Origin of the sequence: Rhodobium gokarnense (genome assembly GCF_025961475.1) — a bacterium.
GTDB lineage: Bacteria > Pseudomonadota > Alphaproteobacteria > Rhizobiales > Rhodobiaceae > Rhodobium > Rhodobium gokarnense.
Genome location: NZ_JAOQNS010000003.1, coordinates 157,921 through 174,178, shown reverse-complemented (window position 1 = coordinate 174,178; position 16,258 = coordinate 157,921). Strand labels below are relative to the sequence as shown.

At 66.0% G+C, this 16,258-nt stretch carries 19 protein-coding genes; 15 read left to right on the top strand and 4 right to left on the bottom strand.

Features of this window, described 5'->3' with window-relative positions:
- The first annotated feature begins 6 nt into the window (after nucleotides 1–6).
- The 8 genes from nifV to zwf all read left to right on the top strand — a co-directional run bounded on the left by nifV (nucleotide 7) and on the right by zwf (nucleotide 6,786).
- Complete coding sequence (gene nifV / locus M2319_RS05960; protein WP_264600534.1) at nucleotides 7–1,152, top strand: homocitrate synthase; 1,146 nt, start codon at nucleotides 7–9, stop codon at nucleotides 1,150–1,152.
- A gap of 4 nt (nucleotides 1,153–1,156) precedes the next feature.
- Entirely contained in the window at nucleotides 1,157–1,882 is a 726-nt protein-coding gene (gene cysE / locus M2319_RS05955) for a serine O-acetyltransferase (protein WP_319801763.1), read from the top strand.
- Entirely contained in the window at nucleotides 1,875–2,432 is a 558-nt protein-coding gene (locus M2319_RS05950) for a hypothetical protein (protein WP_264600532.1), read from the top strand. Before cysE ends, M2319_RS05950 begins: the two co-directional genes overlap by 8 nt.
- Nucleotides 2,429–2,749: a nitrogenase-stabilizing/protective protein NifW gene (gene nifW, locus M2319_RS05945; protein WP_264600531.1), complete on the top strand. Its 321-nt coding sequence runs from the start codon at nucleotides 2,429–2,431 to the stop codon at nucleotides 2,747–2,749. Before M2319_RS05950 ends, nifW begins: the two co-directional genes overlap by 4 nt.
- A 9-nt stretch (nucleotides 2,750–2,758) precedes the next feature.
- Nucleotides 2,759–3,244: a nitrogen fixation protein NifZ gene (locus tag M2319_RS05940; RefSeq protein ID WP_264600530.1), complete on the top strand. Its 486-nt coding sequence runs from the start codon at nucleotides 2,759–2,761 to the stop codon at nucleotides 3,242–3,244.
- Nucleotides 3,241–4,146, top strand: a complete 906-nt coding sequence (gene nifM / locus M2319_RS05935) for a nitrogen fixation protein NifM (protein WP_264600529.1) — start codon at nucleotides 3,241–3,243, stop codon at nucleotides 4,144–4,146. The genes M2319_RS05940 and nifM overlap by 4 nt, the downstream gene beginning before the upstream one ends.
- Before the next feature lie 4 nt (nucleotides 4,147–4,150).
- On the top strand, nucleotides 4,151–5,173 hold the full coding sequence (locus M2319_RS05930; RefSeq protein WP_264600528.1) for an FAD-dependent oxidoreductase: 1,023 nt from the start codon (nucleotides 4,151–4,153) through the stop codon (nucleotides 5,171–5,173).
- A gap of 140 nt (nucleotides 5,174–5,313) precedes the next feature.
- Nucleotides 5,314–6,786 (top strand): glucose-6-phosphate dehydrogenase, encoded by a 1,473-nt coding sequence (gene zwf / locus M2319_RS05925; RefSeq protein ID WP_264600527.1) that lies wholly within the window; start codon nucleotides 5,314–5,316, stop codon nucleotides 6,784–6,786.
- A gap of 92 nt (nucleotides 6,787–6,878) precedes the next feature.
- Here the strand turns inward: zwf and phnX are convergent, their stop codons facing one another.
- The 4 genes from phnX to M2319_RS05905 all read right to left on the bottom strand — a co-directional run bounded on the left by phnX (nucleotide 6,879) and on the right by M2319_RS05905 (nucleotide 9,275).
- Nucleotides 6,879–7,694, bottom strand: coding sequence for a phosphonoacetaldehyde hydrolase (gene phnX, locus M2319_RS05920; protein ID WP_264600526.1), 816 nt, complete (start codon nucleotides 7,692–7,694; stop codon nucleotides 6,879–6,881).
- A gap of 64 nt (nucleotides 7,695–7,758) precedes the next feature.
- The gene (locus tag M2319_RS05915; protein ID WP_264600525.1) at nucleotides 7,759–8,250 is read right to left on the bottom strand and encodes a c-type cytochrome; all 492 of its coding nucleotides are present in this window, start codon (nucleotides 8,248–8,250) and stop codon (nucleotides 7,759–7,761) included.
- Nucleotides 8,251–8,281: 31 nt separating this feature from the next.
- Entirely contained in the window at nucleotides 8,282–8,767 is a 486-nt protein-coding gene (locus M2319_RS05910; RefSeq protein ID WP_264600524.1) for a DUF411 domain-containing protein, read from the bottom strand.
- Nucleotides 8,768–8,897: 130 nt separating this feature from the next.
- A complete protein-coding gene (locus tag M2319_RS05905) occupies nucleotides 8,898–9,275 on the bottom strand; it encodes a hypothetical protein (RefSeq protein WP_264600523.1) in 378 nt (125 codons plus the stop codon).
- Between the two features lie 165 nt (nucleotides 9,276–9,440).
- On the opposite strand from M2319_RS05905, the gene hypA reads away from it, so the two are divergent.
- From hypA to M2319_RS05870, 7 genes are all read left to right on the top strand, one after another.
- Nucleotides 9,441–9,782 carry a hydrogenase maturation nickel metallochaperone HypA gene (gene hypA, locus M2319_RS05900; protein WP_264600862.1) on the top strand — a complete coding sequence of 114 codons (342 nt, stop codon included), beginning with the start codon at nucleotides 9,441–9,443 and terminating at the stop codon, nucleotides 9,780–9,782.
- Entirely contained in the window at nucleotides 9,782–10,705 is a 924-nt protein-coding gene (hypB, locus tag M2319_RS05895) for a hydrogenase nickel incorporation protein HypB (protein ID WP_264600522.1), read from the top strand. Before hypA ends, hypB begins: the two co-directional genes overlap by 1 nt.
- A 24-nt stretch (nucleotides 10,706–10,729) precedes the next feature.
- Nucleotides 10,730–10,963, top strand: coding sequence for a HypC/HybG/HupF family hydrogenase formation chaperone (locus M2319_RS05890; RefSeq protein ID WP_264600521.1), 234 nt, complete (start codon nucleotides 10,730–10,732; stop codon nucleotides 10,961–10,963).
- A gap of 13 nt (nucleotides 10,964–10,976) precedes the next feature.
- Nucleotides 10,977–12,122 (top strand): hydrogenase formation protein HypD, encoded by a 1,146-nt coding sequence (hypD, locus tag M2319_RS05885; RefSeq protein WP_264600520.1) that lies wholly within the window; start codon nucleotides 10,977–10,979, stop codon nucleotides 12,120–12,122.
- On the top strand, nucleotides 12,119–13,171 hold the full coding sequence (gene hypE, locus M2319_RS05880; RefSeq protein ID WP_264600519.1) for a hydrogenase expression/formation protein HypE: 1,053 nt from the start codon (nucleotides 12,119–12,121) through the stop codon (nucleotides 13,169–13,171). Before hypD ends, hypE begins: the two co-directional genes overlap by 4 nt.
- A gap of 200 nt (nucleotides 13,172–13,371) precedes the next feature.
- Entirely contained in the window at nucleotides 13,372–14,187 is an 816-nt protein-coding gene (locus tag M2319_RS05875) for a GGDEF domain-containing protein (RefSeq protein ID WP_264600518.1), read from the top strand.
- Between the two features lie 358 nt (nucleotides 14,188–14,545).
- Nucleotides 14,546–16,222, top strand: coding sequence for a hydrogenase maturation protein (locus tag M2319_RS05870; RefSeq protein ID WP_264600517.1), 1,677 nt, complete (start codon nucleotides 14,546–14,548; stop codon nucleotides 16,220–16,222).
- The last annotated feature ends 36 nt before the right edge of the window (nucleotides 16,223–16,258 follow it).

Sequence of the window (16,258 nt, the reverse complement as noted above, 5' to 3'; positions counted from 1 at the left end):
ATGGCGATGGCCCACACGCCCGTGATCATCGACGACACCACACTGCGGGATGGCGAACAGACCGCGGGCGTTGCCTTCACCACCGAAGAAAAGCTGGAAATCGCCACAAGGCTCGACCGGCTTGGGGTGCCGGAGCTGGAAGTCGGCATCCCGGCGATGGGCCCGGCCGAGCGCGAGACCATCCGGGCGATCGCCGATCTCGGCCTTGCCGCCGACCTCCTCGTTTGGTGCCGGATGGCTCCGGCCGATCTGGCGGCTGCCGAGGGCCTCGGCGTTTCCATCATCGACCTGTCGATCCCGGTCTCCGACCAGCAGATCCGCCACAAGCTCGGCCGCGACCGCGACGAGGTGCTGAAGCGCATCGCCGACATGGTGCCGAAGGCGCTCGATGCCGGTTTCGAGGTCTGCATCGGCGGCGAGGACTCGTCCCGCGCGGACATCGAGTTCCTGCTGCAGGTGCTGGACGCGGCCGCCAAGGCCGGCGCGCGCCGGTTCCGCTTCGCCGATACCGTCGGCATTCTGGAGCCGTTTGCCACCGCTGCGATCTTCCAGCGCCTCAGGGCCGCCACGGACCTGGAGCTGGAAATGCACGCCCATGACGATTTCGGGCTGGCGACGGCGAACTCGCTGGCCGCCGCCCAGCACGGCGCGACCCACGTCAACACCACGGTCAACGGGCTCGGCGAGCGCGCCGGCAACGCGCCGCTGGAAGAGTTCGTCATGGGGATGAAGCATCTCTATCAGCGCGACACGGGCGTCGCGCTCGCCGAGTTCTCCGCGCTCTCCGATCTCGTTGCGCAAGCCTCCGGCCGCCCGGTGCCGCTGCAGAAGTCGATCATCGGCACGGCCGTCTACACCCACGAGGCCGGCATCCATGTGGACGGGCTCCTGAAGAACCCGCTCAACTACCAGGGCCTCGATCCGGCCGAGATCGGCCGCTGCCACGAGGTCGTGCTCGGCAAGCATTCCGGCACCCGTGCGGTGCAGCACGCCTTCGACGGGCTCGGCGTGCCGCTGACAAGGGACGAGGCGGAGACGGTGCTCGCCCGCATCCGCACCTTTGCGGAAACCCGCAAGCGCTCGCCGACGCCGCTCGACCTTCTCGACATGCACCGCGATGCAAGCCGCGACATCACCGTGGAGATCGGATAACGGCATGGGCCTGTGGCGCGACATCCGGGAGGACATTTCTTGCGTTTTCGAACGCGACCCGGCCGCGCGCTCCACGCTTGAGATCATGGCCACCTATCCGGGCGTCCATGCGCTCATCTGGCACCGCATCGCCCATCGCCTGTGGAAGCGGGGCCACCGGTTCCTCGCCCGCTTCCTCTCCTGGGTCGGCCGACTGCTGACCAATGTGGACATCCATCCGGGCGCGACCATCGGCAAGAAATTCTTCATCGACCACGGCGCCGGCGTCGTCATCGGCGAGACGGCGGAAATCGGCGACGGCGTCACGCTCTATCATGGCGTGACGCTCGGCGGGACGACTTGGAACAAGGGCAAACGCCATCCGACGCTGGAAGACAACGTCGTCGTCGGGGCCGGCGCCAAGGTGCTCGGCGCCATCCGCATCGGCTGCAATTCCAAGGTCGGGGCGAATTCGGTGGTCGTTGAAAACGTGCCATCGGGCGCGACCGTCGTCGGCGTTCCCGGCCGCGTCGTCAGGAAATCCAAGAAGGTCGCCTATTTCAATCCGCACGGCATCGACCTCAACCACCACCTCATCCCCGACCCGGTGGCAGAAGCCATCTCCTGCCTCGTCAAGCGGATCGACGAGCTGGAAGGCCAGCTCGGCAAGAAGGCCGGGGACGATACGTGCGACGACTGCACAGCGCACGATGTCTGCGAACCTCCGGTGCGGGAGGCATCCCATGGCTGAGTCCGCCGTCATCACAGACGCGCCGACCGTCGACCTCCTCGACATGTCGGGGGGCGAGCTTTATTTCGACGAGCCCGTCGCGCCGGAGATCGCCGCGCTTCTGGAAGAGGCGCGCTCGGGTGTGGAGCCCGACGTGGCCGAAGCGCTCCTCAAAGAGGCGCTGGCCAAGGCACCCGACGACCTCACCGTCATCGTCGCCATCTACCGCTTCTATTATTTCCGCCACGATTTTTCCGCGACCCTTGAGATCGCCGACCTCGCCATGCAGGCAGCCGGGCGGCGCCTCAACATTCCCGGCGACTGGCAGGCGCTTTCAGCCGCCGACATCGACCGGGCCGGCACCGCCAATATGGCGCTCCTGCGCTTCTATCTCTGGGCGCTGAAGGGCGCAGGCTATCTCCTGATGCGGCTTGGCCGCATGGAAGAGGCCATTGCGCCCTTGGAAACGCTTTGCCGTCTCGACGTCGCCAACCGTATCGGCGGCGCCGGCCTGCTCGAGCTTGCCCGCGAGACCATCGACACCCCCGACCGAGAGAGGACGGACCGTTGAGAAACGACGAACTGGAAGCCGAACTCGAAGATCTCTCCAGCGCGGAAGATTTCCTCGATTTCTTCGGCATCGCCTACGATTCGCAGGTGGTCTTCGTCAACCGGCTGCACATCCTGCAGCGGTTCCACGACTATCTGGAAGCCGACAAAGACGGACCGACGGGCGACGAGGGCTGGATGGGCTATTACAGCCGCCACCTGACGACGGCCTATCAGGACTTCGTTGCGTCTGACGCCCGGACCGAAAAGGTCTTCAAGGTCTTCAACGACCAGAATTCGAAGCCGGCCTTCGTGCCGCTCGACACCCTCTTGAAGTAGGTTTTGTCCATGGAGCCGCCCCGTTTCGATTATGGCGACGAAGTCCGGGTCGTGCGCAATCTGCGCAATGACGGCACCTTTCCGGGCGAGGCGACCGGCGCGCTCCTGGTGCGTCGCGGCTCGACCGGGGTCGTGCGCGATATCGGCACCTTCCTGCAGGACCAGGTCATCTACACCGTCCATTTCACCGACAGCGACAAGCTGGTCGGCTGCCGCGACCGGGAACTGATCGGCGGCGAGGAGCCGTGGGTGCCGAGCCTTTTCGAGTTCGGCGACAAGGTCGTCGCTTCCATCATTCTCGGTATCAACGGAGATGTGGTCGCCGCGAAGGGCGATCCGGGCGAGATCCTGAAGGTGGTGCGCGATGCGCCGGGGGGCGTTGCCTACCACGTGCGGTTCCGCGGGCGCACGCTGCAGGTGCCGGAGACGGCGCTGGCGGCTGCGCCCGGCGATACTACTGCGCAGGACGAGACGATCGAAGAGGGGGCGCAATGACGGGCGTTCTGGCACACCATCTGATGCGCGCCGCGCTCGCCCGCTACGGCAAGCGCTACGATCAGCTCGACGGGGCCGAACAGCGCCGGGCCGATGCCGATGCGCGCCACGCCCTGCGCGTGGAGGCCCTGGTGCTGGAAAGCGCCGAGGCGGCCGGCGTCGTCATCCCGGAACGCTCGCTGACCCAGACCTTCGAGGAGGTTTCCGGTCGCTACGAAAGCCTCGATGCCTTTGCCGCCGATCTCAAGGCGAACGGCCTGACGCCGGAGAGCCTGCGCTCGGCCCTTGAGCGCGAGCTGATGGTCGACGCGGTCCTTGAAAAGGTCGCCTCTATGGCGCCAGAAGCGGACGAGGCCGAGGTGCGCGGCTGGTACGATGCCCATCCAATGAAGTTCCAGGCGCCGGAGACCCGTACGGTCCGGCACATCCTCGTCACCATCAACGACGACATCCCGGAAAACCGGCGCGCCGCCGCGAGAGTGCGGATCGACGGGCTGAAGGCCGACCTTGCCGGCGCCGCGCCGGAAGACCTCGGCGCGCGCTTTGCCGACCTTGCCCTTCGCCACTCGGAATGCCCGAGTGCGCTGGAAGGCGGTCGGCTCGGCCGGGTGCCTGCCGGAAAGCTCTATCCGGAGATCGACCGGGTGCTGTTCGCGCTTGCCGAAGGCGCCGTCGGCGACGTGGTCGAGACCGAGGCCGGGTTCCACATCGTCTATTGCGAGATCGTCCACCCGGCGGGCCAGGTGCCCTTTGCCGAGGCGCGGGACAGGATCGCCGGGGCGATGATGAAGAAACGCCGCGAAAAGACCCAGACCAACTGGATGGCGGCATTGCTGAAGGGAGCGGCGCCGGAGCGGGCGGCATCACGGGCGGATCTAGAGGTTCTTGGCAGAACGGTGTAGCGCGATGGTCAGATTTTCCAGGCGGCAATTTCTATTCACGGGCGCGGCGGCGGCCGGCGCCCTTGCGGCGGCTCCCTTCGTCTCCCGGTTCGGGAGCGGAGCCCGTATCCTCGTCATCGGCGGCGGACCGGGCGGCGTTGCCGCGGCCACCGCGATCAGGGCGGCGGACCCTGCCGCCTCGGTCGTCATGATCGAGCGCGATCCGAAGCGGCTGGCGCCGGGCGCCTATCGCTCCTTCGTCTCCGCACCGCGCCAGGGCGGGGATTTCGCAAGCCTTGCCGCCAACGGCATCGAGCTTGCGATCGACGACATCCGCGGCATCGACTGGGGCGCAAAGCGCGCCGAGGCGTTGAGCGGGCGGGCGTTCTCCTTCGACCGGGTCGTGCTCGCGCCGGGCATTTCCATGCGCGAGGAAGGCATCGACGGCTACGACCGGGCCGCGAGCATCGCCTTCCCCCATGGCTGGACCGACCGCCAGGGCGCGGCGGAACTCGCCGCGAAAGTGCGGGCAATGGCGGACGGCGGCACGGTGGTCATCCGCGTACCGGCCGGCCGCATGCGCTTTCCGGAAGGGCCATACCAGCGGGCGGACGAGATCGCGACCTACCTCGCTACGGCGAAGCCGAAGGCGCGGGTGGTGATGGTCGACGAATCCGAGGCTTCGGCGGTGCGGCGCGGGCGGGTTTCGGCCTTGCAGGCGCGATTCGGCGACCGATTCGAGCATCTGGGCACCGCCGCCTTCGGGCGCGTCGTTGCTATTGATCGGAAGAGCCGCCGGCTGATCGGCGAAAACGGTGCCGTCCGGGGCGACGTCATCAACTTCATCCCGGCCCAGGCGGCCGGCCGGATCGCCCAGGTCTCGGGCCTTGCGGAAGCCGACGGCTGGTGCCCGGTCGCGGCCGCGACGCGGCGCTCGACCGTTGAGCCCGATGCCTTCCTCCTCGGCGATGCGGCGTCGGTGCCGGGCCTTGAGATGGGCGTGCGCGACTTTGCGGTGGCGGCGGAGGCGATCGCGAAAACGGTCTGACGCGGCTCCCGGAACGGGGCCTTCGGCGGTCCCGTTTCCGTTCCGCCATTGACGTTCGGGTCCCGGCACCACAGGTTCTTGGTCTGACGCCTGCCCCCAGGCGGGCGTTTCTTGCCGTCTTCCCAAGGACCCCACGCCCCATGTCTTTGAACATCACTCCCGTCGAGGCGTTTGACCTCGTCGTTTTCGGCATCACCGGCGACCTTGCCCACCGCAAGATCCTGCCGGCCCTTTGCCACCGCTTTTCCATCGGCCAGATCCCCAGGGAAACGCGGATCATCGGCGTCGCCCGCGGCGAGAAGTCGAAGGAGCAATTTCACTCCGAGATGGCCGAAGCGCTCGACAAGCATCTGCCGAAGGGCCGGTGCGACGACCGGTGCGTCAAGGATTTCCTCGACTGCTTCCACTATGTGAAGCTCGACGTGCGGGGCGAGGACGGCTGGCAGGAGCTGAAGGACCTCGTCAACGAGGGGGCCAATCCGGTCCGCGCCTTCTATCTCTCCGTCGCCCCGTCGCTGTTCGCCGAAATCTCCGTGCGCCTGGGCAAGTCGGGGATCGCCACGGAAGGCAGCCGCATCGTCCTGGAAAAGCCCTTCGGGCACGACCTGCAATCGGCAAAGGATCTGAACGCCCGGCTCAAGAGCTGCTTCGACGAGTGCCAGATCTACCGGATCGACCACTATCTCGGGAAGGAGACGGTGCAGAACCTGATGGCGCTGCGCTTTGCCAACGCCCTCTTCGAGCCTCTGTGGAATTCCCAGCACATCGACCATGTGCAGATCACGGTCGCCGAGACCCTCGGCATTGCCGGGCGCGGCGGCTATTACGACCATGCGGGCGCCATGCGCGACATGGTGCAGAATCATATGATGCAGGTGATGTGCCTGATCGCCATGGAGCCGCCGGCCCGGTTCGACGCGGATTCGGTGCGCGACGAAAAGCTGAAGGTGATCAAGGCGCTTGATCCGCTCGATATCCGCAACACGGTGCGCGGCCAGTACCGGGCCGGAAACGGCGGGGCGAGCTATCGCGAGGAAGCGGAAAACCCGCAAAGCATGACGGAAAGCGCGGTCGCCCTGAAGGCGGCGATCTCCAACTGGCGCTGGTCCGGCGTGCCGTTCTACCTGCGCACCGGCAAGCGGCTCAGGGCCCATGTCTCGGAGATCATGATCCAGTTCAAGGAGCCGCCGCACAACATCTTCGAGCAGTCGCGGCCGGCCGGGGGCAATGCGCTGATCCTGAGGCTGCAGCCGGGCGAGGGCATCACCCTGATGATGACCATCAAGGAGCCGGGCTCCGGTGGCATGCGGTTCCTGCGCGTGCCCCTCGACATGAGCTTCGCGGAGACGCTGGGCGGGCGGACGGACGCCCTCGGCAATGCCTATGAACGGTTGATCATGGACGTCATCCGCGGCGACCAGACCCTGTTCATGCGCGGTGACGAGGCGGAGGCGGCCTGGGCCTGGGTCGATCCGGTGATCGCCGCCTGGCAGGAAAGCGGCGAGCGCCCGCACCCCTATGACGCGCTCGGCTCCGGACCCGAAGCCGCGCTGGCGCTGATCCACCGGGACGGGCGGGAATGGCGCGAAATCGAGGCCGAGCCCGGAGAATGACCGCGACGGTCGTCAGCTATCCGGACCGGGTGGCGGACATGGTGGGATCGGCACTGCTGTCGACGCCGGCGATTGCGGACGTCGATTGAGGTTCAGTCCGTTCGCGGCCGCTCACCGGCGGCGAGGCGCCGGTCGATCTCGTCCATCACCGGCAAGAGGTCGGCGACGGTGTCGATGACGTAGTCGGCATCGGCAAGGACGCTGCCGGCCTTTTCCCGCAAGGCCCGGCGGTCCGCATCGCCGAGGGCGCCATATTCCTCCAGCGACAGCCCGGCCTCGTTGCCGGACAGGGCGACGCCGACGGTCCAGGAGCCGGCGGCGCGGCCCTCGGCAATGCCGGGCGCGGTGTCGTCGACCTTGACGACCGCCGAGGCCGGCCAGACGCAGAGGTCGAGGAAGCAGCGATACATCATCAGCGGCGTCGGCCGGCCTTCCGGCACGTCGTCGGCGCAGACGAGGTTGTCGGGGGCATAGCCCTGGGAAGCCGCGCGCGGCAGCACGCCTTCCATGACCGAGCGGGTGTAGCCCGTGGTCGAGCCGATCTTGAGGCCGCCCGCGCGGAGGGCCGCGACCGTCTCTGCCGCGCCGGGAATAAGGTCGGCATAGTCCGGCACGACGGCGCTGACCCGCGGCACGTAGAGCCTGTAGACCTCATTGGCGGCCGCCTCGTCGAAGGGCGCGCCGCCATGGGCCGCGCGCCAGGCATCAGATACATGCGGCATGGCGCCGAGCGCCCTGATGTGGTCGAGCTTCGGCAGGCCCATGGGCTTTCGCGCGTCGGCGATGGAGATCGGCACGCCGAATTCCGAAAACACGTCGACGAAGGCGCCCATCGGTGCGGTCGATCCGAAGTCGACCATGGTGCCCGCCCAGTCGAAGACGGCGGCCTTGAGGTGCTCGTAGGTCATGGAACCCGGCTGTGGCTGGAGGAGACCGGCGGGACCGCCGGTCGAAACGGTGCGTCAGCCGTTGCTACCACGGTTTGCGGTAGGTTTCATGGCAGGAGGTGCAGGTCTTGACGATCTTCTTGAAGGTCGCCGTCGCCGGCAGCAGCTTTGCCACTTCCGGCGACAGGGTAACGCCCTCGGGTGCGCTCTTGCCGGCGGTCCTTGCCAGGTCCTTGCCGAGGCTCTTCAGGTCCTTGGCGCGCGAGGTGAAATCCGGCCAGTCGTCCCATATCTTCGGCAGCGCGTCCGACGGGTGCTGCAGGCTGTCCTTGGGAAAGAGCTCCGTCATATCCGCGCCGGCATGGGCATGGATATGCTTGCCTGCCGCCTTCACCTTCGCCTTCTCGTAGGGGGCCTTGCCCTTGAACATCGGGGTCACCGCCTTCACGGTGTCCTTCAGGCCCTGCATCAGGTCCATGCGCTCCTTGATGACGCCCTTTGCCTCGGAATGGGCGAGGGAGGGCGGATCGTCCGAGACGATGGCCGCCGCCGCAAGGGCGACGGCCACCAGGACCATTCCGGCCGCGCCGAAGCGCAGCCGTCCTTTCCTATTTGCCGACACTATAGAACACCTTGGACTCGCTACCGCCGCCGAATGTGACGACATCATAACGGGCGTCGGGCTCCTCGCCCATCCCCGGCGAGCCGTAGGGCATGCCGGGCACGGAGATGCCGCGCACCTTCGGGCGCTCGGTCAGCAGCTTGCGGATCGCCGGCACCGGCACGTGGCCCTCGATGACATAGCCGTCGACCATCGCCGTGTGGCAGGAGGAAAGCTCGTCGGGCACGCCGACCTGCTCCTTCGGCGCCATGATGTCGTCGGTGTCGGTCACCGTGACGTTGAAGCCGGCCTCCTTCATGATGTCGACCCAGACATGGCAGCAGCCGCAGGTCGGCGACTTGTAGACATGCATGTCCGGCATCTCGGCGGCCGTCGAGGCCACCGGCATGGCCAGCATGGCGCCGGCAAGGGCGGCGCCGAGGAGGCCGCGGCGGGTCGTTGCGGAAAGGCGGGGGGTGAGATGTGCATTCATGGTTCTGGTTCCCTGGCGCAAGCGCCCGGCGGTGCTTGACCTGCCGGCTCCTTGCGCATCTCGGCGGCCGCATGGCGGACCGGCCCGAGAGTTCATCGAAATGGGTTTGGAATCGTCTTCGGTGTCGCGCTCAGGCGGCGCGCGGCGGCTTCAGCGGTATCGCCGGAGCGCGCCCGAAGGCCTGGTCGTCGGCCTGGACATAGGAAGGAGCGCCGACGAAAAGCGGCGGCATTGCCGGAGCGGCAAGAAAAAGCGCCGTATCGACCGCGCAGGCATGGGTTCCCGCGCCGGGCGACGGCTGGCAGCAGTTCCAGGGATCGGCGGCCGTGACGGTCCCGGCGGCCAGCCGGTCGTGGGAGACGGCGTTGGTGCCGATATCGGGAGCGTGGTGCATGGTCGCGTGGCTTGCCGGCGCTGCAACGCGTGCCGTGCTGGCCATGGCAAGATGGCCGGCAGCGCTGAAGACGAGCGCAAATGAGATCAAGACTGAGAACAGCAAGCGAACCATGGGGTGTTTCTAGCGCCGGAATGCGTCGGCGCCAAGGCGTCCAGCCTCCGCAACATTGCGGATGCGGCGGTTTTACCCGGTGCTCCTGCGGGAAAAAATTCGCAAAGCCGCTCTAAACGGGAAGGCGATTTGCTTATATACTCTGATCGTCATATGAGCCGTGACATGCATGAGATGTCGCTGACCGAGAGCCTGATCGAGATCGTCGCCGAGACGGCGCGGCGGGAGGGCTTTGACAGGGTGGCCGTGGTGCGGCTGGAAATCGGCGCGCTCTCCCATGTCTCGCCGGAGGCGATGGAATTCTGCTTTTCGGCGGTCGCCGGCGGCACGGTGGCGGATGGGGCGGAGCTCGACATCCTGCGCATTCCGGCGAAGGCCTGGTGCCTCGACTGCGCAAGGGAAGTGCCGATCGCGGAGCGATACGATCCCTGCCCCCATTGTGGCGGGCACCAATTGCAGCCGACGAGCGGCGAGGAACTGAAGCTCAAGGAACTGGAGGTGGCGTGATGTGTACGGTCTGCGGATGCGGCAACCCGGAAAAGCCCGGCAAGGAGGGCGAGCACACCCACGACCATGGCCATGATCACCATCATGGGCATGACCACGATCACGATCACGACCATGGGCACCACCACCATCACGACCACGAAGATGGGCACGATCATTCCCACGCGCATTCTCATGCCCATTCCCACGGTGCGGACGGGACCATCGATTTCGGCGCCGGGCCGGCGGGCGTCCATGTGACCGGGCTCTCCCAGGAGCGGATCGTCCGGATCGAGCAGGACATTTTTGCGAAGAACGATGCCTATGCGGCCGACAACCGGCGCTACTTCGCAAGGACGCGCACGCTGGTCCTCAATCTCGTCTCCTCGCCCGGGGCCGGCAAGACGACGCTGCTGGTGTGCGCCATCGAAGACCTGAAGGAAAAACTGCCGATCGCCGTCATCGAGGGCGACCAGCAGACCTCCCATGACGCCGACCGCATCCGCGAGACCGGCGTTGCCGCGGTCCAGGTCAACACCGGCAAGGGCTGCCATCTCGATGCGCACATGGTCGGCCACGCCCTCGACGACATGCCGCTGACGCCGGGCGGCGTCCTCTTCATCGAGAATGTCGGCAACCTCGTCTGTCCGGCCGGCTTCGACCTCGGCGAGGCGCACAAGGTGGTGATCCTTTCCGTCACGGAAGGCGAGGACAAGCCGATCAAATATCCGGACATGTTCGCGGTCTCCGACCTCATGGTCATCAATAAGACCGACCTCCTGCCGCACGTCGATTTCGACGTCGCAAAGGCCGTCGACTATGCCCGCAAGGTCAATCCGCGGATCGAGGTCGTGGAGGTCTCGGCGCGCACGGGCGAGGGGCTCGGTGCGCTTTGCGACTGGATCGCGGCGCGCCTTGTCGGCGCAGTGAAGGCCGCCGAATAGGGGATCGCGGGAAAGGATCGTCTCATGTGCCTGGCGCTTCCGGCGGAAGTCACCGAACTGCTCGGCGACGACATGGCGCGCGTCAGCCTCGACGGCGTTGGCAAGGAGATTTCCATCGCCCTGGTGCCGGACGTGGCGGTCGGCGACTACGTCATCCTCCATGTGGGTTATGCGCTCTCCAGGCTCGACAAGGCGGAGGCGGAAAAGACCCTGGCGCTGTTCGCTGAGGCTGGCCTGACCTCGGACGCTGCGCAATGAAGGCGTTTGTCGGATGAAATTTGTCGACGAATTCCGTGATGGTGCGCTGGCAAAGAAACTGGCTTCTCGAATTGCGCAGTCCGTGCGGGCGGACCGGGACTACGCCTTCATGGAGTTCTGTGGCGGGCATACGCACGCCATCTCGCGCTACGGGGTGGAGGACCTTTTGCCGGCTAATGTCCGCATGGTCCACGGGCCTGGCTGCCCCGTCTGCGTGCTGCCCGTCGGGCGCATCGACACCGCCATCCGGCTTGCCCGCGACCCCCGCGTGACGCTCTGCACCTATGGCGACCTGATGCGGGTGCCGGGATCGAACGGCACCAGTCTGATGAAGGCGAAGGCCGAGGGCGCCGACATCCGCATGGTCTATTCCACCCTCGATGCGCTGCGGATCGCGGAAGCGGAGCCGGGTCGCGAGGTGGTGTTCTTCGCCATCGGCTTTGAGACCACCACGCCGCCGACGGCGATCGCCATCAAGCTGGCCGGGAAGAAGGGCCTTACCAATTTCACCGTCTTCTGCAACCACGTGCTGACGCCGTCGGCGATCCAGAACATTCTGGAAAGCCCGGACGTGCGCGATCTCGGCACGGTCCGCATCGACGGCTTCGTCGGCCCGGCCCATGTCTCCACCGTCATCGGCACCGAGCCTTATGCCTTCTTTGCCGAGGAGTTCGAAAAGCCCGTGGTGATCGCCGGCTTCGAGCCGCTCGACGTCCTGCAGGCCGTCGCCATGCTGGTCGATCAGGTGAATGAGGGCCGGCACGAGGTGGAGAACGAATACACAAGGGCCGTGACGCCCGAGGGCAATGAAGTCGCCAAGGCCGAGGTCGCCGAGGTCTTCGAGCTGCGCCGCTCCTTCGAGTGGCGCGGGCTGGGCGAGGTGCCCTACAGCGCGCTGAAGCTCAAAGCCAAATACGCCGATTTCGACGCCGAGGCGCGGTTCGACCTTGAGTACATTCCGGCGGACGACAATCCGGCCTGCGACTGCGGAGCGATCCTGCGCGGTGTCAAGGAGCCGGCCGACTGCAAGCTTTTCGGCACGGTCTGCACGCCGGAAACGCCGATGGGCTCCTGCATGGTCTCTTCCGAAGGCGCCTGCGCCGCCCACTGGACCTATGGAAGGTTCCGGGCCGCTTCGCGGGTCAAGAGGGCCTCATGAACCGGCCGGAAAAGCCCTTTCGGCGCAAGCTCGACATCAGGAACGGCCGGGTCGATCTCTCCCATGGCGCCGGCGGGCGGGCGATGGCCCAGCTCGTCGCCGATCTCTTCGTTGCCGCCTTCGACAACGAGATGCTTTCCGCCGGCAATGACCAGGCGGCCTTCGACGTCTCTGAAGGCCGGATGGTGATGACGACGGACGGCTACGTGGTCTCGCCGTTGTTCTTTCCCGGCGGCGACATCGGCTCGCTTGCCGTCCACGGCACCATCAACGACGTGGCGATGGCCGGGGCGCGACCGCTCTATCTCTCCGCCAGCTTCATCATCGAGGAGGGCTTTTTGCTCTCCGACCTCGCGCAGATCGTCGGCTCGATGGCGGCGGCGGCAAGGGATGCGGGCGTTGCCATCGTCACCGGCGACACCAAGGTGGTGGAGCGGGGCAAGGCCGACGGTGTTTTCATTTCCACGACCGGCATCGGCGTTGTGCCGGAGGGGCTTTCGCTTTCCGCGGATGCGGCGCGGCCGGGCGACAAGGTGCTCCTCTCTGGCACCATCGGCGACCATGGCATTGCCGTCATGTCGAAGCGGGAGAACCTGACCTTCGAGACGGAAATCCTGTCGGATTCCGCCGCGCTGCACGGCCTCGTCGCCGATATGGTCGCAGCCGGTGGTCCCTGTCTCCGGCTGATGCGCGATCCGACGCGGGGCGGGCTTGCCGCGACCCTCAATGAGGTGGCGGCGTCCTCCGGTGTCGGGTTCCGGCTTGAGGAATCCGCGATCCCGGTCCGGCCCCAGGTCCATGCGGCCTGCGAATTCCTCGGCCTCGATCCGCTCTATGTGGCCAATGAGGGAAAGCTCGTTGCCGTCGTCGCGCCGGACCATGCCGAGGCGGTGCTCGCCGCCATGCAGGGACACCCGCTCGGGCGCGATGCGGCGCTGATCGGCGAGGTCGTTGCCGACGACAACCGCTTCGTCCAGCTCACCACCGCGTTCGGCGGCGGGCGCATCGTCGACTGGCTTTCCGGCGACCAGCTTCCGCGCATCTGCTGAGGGCGTCCGATTTGCCCCGCTCTTGCGGACCGACAGGCCACACGCCTTTCGCCTGCGCCAGGCTGTTCGAAGAAAAAGGGCAACACAAATCCTTGGCGAAAAGCCAGTATGCGACAAGAAAACACCCCGATTATTCGACTATTTTTTGGAGAAATGTCGGTTCTTGAAGCTGAATTTTACCGAAAAATAACCGGAGAAGCTTGACTGTCCGAATTGAAAATCAATCGCCGCTGTTAGATTCTATGCGCCAAAAAATTGAAACAAAGCGGGATATAGCCGTTCAAGTTGTTTTATGGACCGTCTTCTCGCTTGTCGTCTCCGTTGTTGTGACATCGATCATTCTAATAATATTCTCCAGGTGGCATCAATTAACCTTCGCGCTCATCCCGGCGGTCCTTGTGCCCCTATTGGCAGCGCCGACGGTCAGCTACAGATTGTGTCAGCTCCAATATCGGCTTTTCCTGCAGAAACAGACCGTTGCGCGGTTGGCGGCAGAAGATCCGTTGACCGGGCTCGCAAATCGGCGTGCCTTTTTCGACCAGGCGGAGCGTCAATTTTCTCTCTCGCACCGTCACCATTTCAAGACGTCATTCATCGTGGTGGACATAGATTACTTCAAGAGCATCAATGATCGCTTCGGTCACGGTGTCGGCGATCGGGTCATTGTCGCAGTGGCGAACGCGATCAAGGAGGGAAGCCGGAATACGGACATTGTTGGCCGCCTTGGCGGCGAGGAGTTCGGTGTCTTCTTGATCAATGCGGGCGCCGGAGACGCGGCCAGCACTGCCGAAAACATGCGCCGACAGATCGCGAAACTGGACTTTGCGTCGCTCAATGTCGACGTCAAGGTAACGGCGAGTTTCGGTGTTGCGGAGAACCCGTTTGCCGGTTCGGTCGATGACCTGTTGGCTGCTGCGGACAAGAAGCTCTATGAGGCCAAGCGTTTGGGGCGCAATCGTGTTGCAGTCGGGATCGCCGAGCCGGCAGCCGTCGATACGATGGCGAAAATTGCCTGACGTTCTGACCTTTTGACGCCGCGTGCCAGAGTAGGGCAAGGCAAAATAGCCAGGCCGATGTATCGCCCCCCTCACCGGGCGATCTTTCGCGCCGCTCCGGGAACGTCTGCAGCCACCCTAAAATCCTCGTCTCGTCGATCCGGTTCGAAAGTTCGGCGCGGTGATGTCATGACATCACCGCGCTTTGGTTTTCCCGTCCCGGGCTGATGGTCCGCAAACCGAAACCTGGCTCGGATACCTCCGCGCGGTCCAGGCTGCAGGTCAGTTGCATAATACCGGGGAACGTGGTGCAGAAGAGATGCGATCTACTCGACCAATCTGTCGCGTTCGCCCAACGGTTCCGGAGTTCCCTGCCCGCATGCGCGTTCTCTTCCTCGTCCACAGCTTCAACAGCCTCGCCCAGCGGCTCTTCGTGGAACTGCGCGAGCACGGCATGGAGGTCTCGGTCGAGTTCGACATCAACGATGCGGTGACCCGCGAGGCGGTCGCCCTCTTCAAGCCCGACGTAGTGCTGGCGCCGTTCCTGAAGCGGGCGATCCCGGAGGACGTCTTCACCGCCGTGCCCTGCCTCATCGTCCATCCGGGCGTGCGCGGCGACCGCGGCCCGTCGGCGCTCGACTGGGCGATCCTCCGGCGCGAAAAGATCTGGGGCGTGACGGTCCTGCAGGCCGAGGCCGAGCTCGATGCCGGACCGGTCTGGGCCTGGCGCGAGTTCGCCATGCGGCCGGCGGCCAAATCGAGCCTTTACCGCAACGAGGTGACGGAGGCGGCCGTCGAGGCGGTGATGGAGGCGCTGGCGATGATCGCCATCGGCGACTTTTCGCCGGAGCGGCGCTCGCGCGGCAGCGACTGGGAGGTGACGGGCGTCGCCAATCCGCCCTGCCGTCAGGGCGACCGGACCATCGACTGGCAGCGGGATTCGACCCTCAGGGTGCTGCGCAAGATCCGCTCGGCCGATGGATCGCCGGGCCTGCTCGACGAGATCGAGGGAACGCCCTTCTACCATTACGACGTCCATCCGGCCGAGGGCCTGACGGGCGAAGCGGGCGCGCTGATCGCCCGCTCCGGCACGGCCGTCGCGCGGGCAACGCGCACCGGGGCGATCTGGATCGGCCATCTGAGGGCGACTGACGACGGCGCCCTGAAGCTGCCCGCGGTGCGGGTGCTCGGGCGACGGGCCGCGGCGCTGCCGGACGTGCCGGACGGCTATCGCGAGATCACCTATACCGAGGCGGGCGACGTCGGGTTCCTGGAGTTCGTCTTCTACAACGGGGCGATGTCGACCGATCAGTGCCTGCGTCTGCGCGACGCCTATGTGGAGGCGCTGTCGCAGCCGACCAAGGTGCTGGTGCTGACCGGCGGGCCGGACACCTGGTCGAACGGGCTCCATCTCGGCGTCATCGAGGCCGCCGATAGTCCGGCCGACGAGTCGCTCGCCAATATCGAGGCGATGGACGACCTCTGCCGGGCGATCATCACCACAACCGACCGGCTGGTGGTCTCCGCGCTTCGCGGCAATGCCGGGGCCGGCGGTGTCTTCCTGGCGCTCGCCGCCGATCAGGTCTGGGCGCGCGACGGCGTCGTCCTCAATCCCCACTACAAGGACATGGGCAATCTCTACGGGTCCGAATACTGGACCTATCTCCTGCCGAAGCGGGTCGGCCCTCAGAATGCGGAGCGGATCGCGGCGGCGCGACTGCCCATGGGCGTTGCCGAGGCGGTGCGGCTCGGGCTTGTCGACAAGGCATTGACGTCGGATCCGGTCGCGCTGGAGGACGACATCCTGCAGGAGGCGCTGGCGCTCGCCGCCACCCCGGGCCTCGCCCGGCGGATCTGGGACAAGCGCATGGCGCGGGCGCGGGACGAGGCGGACAAACCGCTCGCCGCCTATCGCGCCGAGGAGATCGAGAAGATGAAGCGCAATTTCTACGGCTTCGATCCGAGCTACCACGTCGCCCGCAACAACTTCCTGCGCAAGGTGCCGAAGTCGCGGACGCCGCTGACGCTGGCGCGCCATCGCTCCACGAAAGCCTGAGGCAACAAAAATGCCGGCGCGACGGGTGAGATCGCG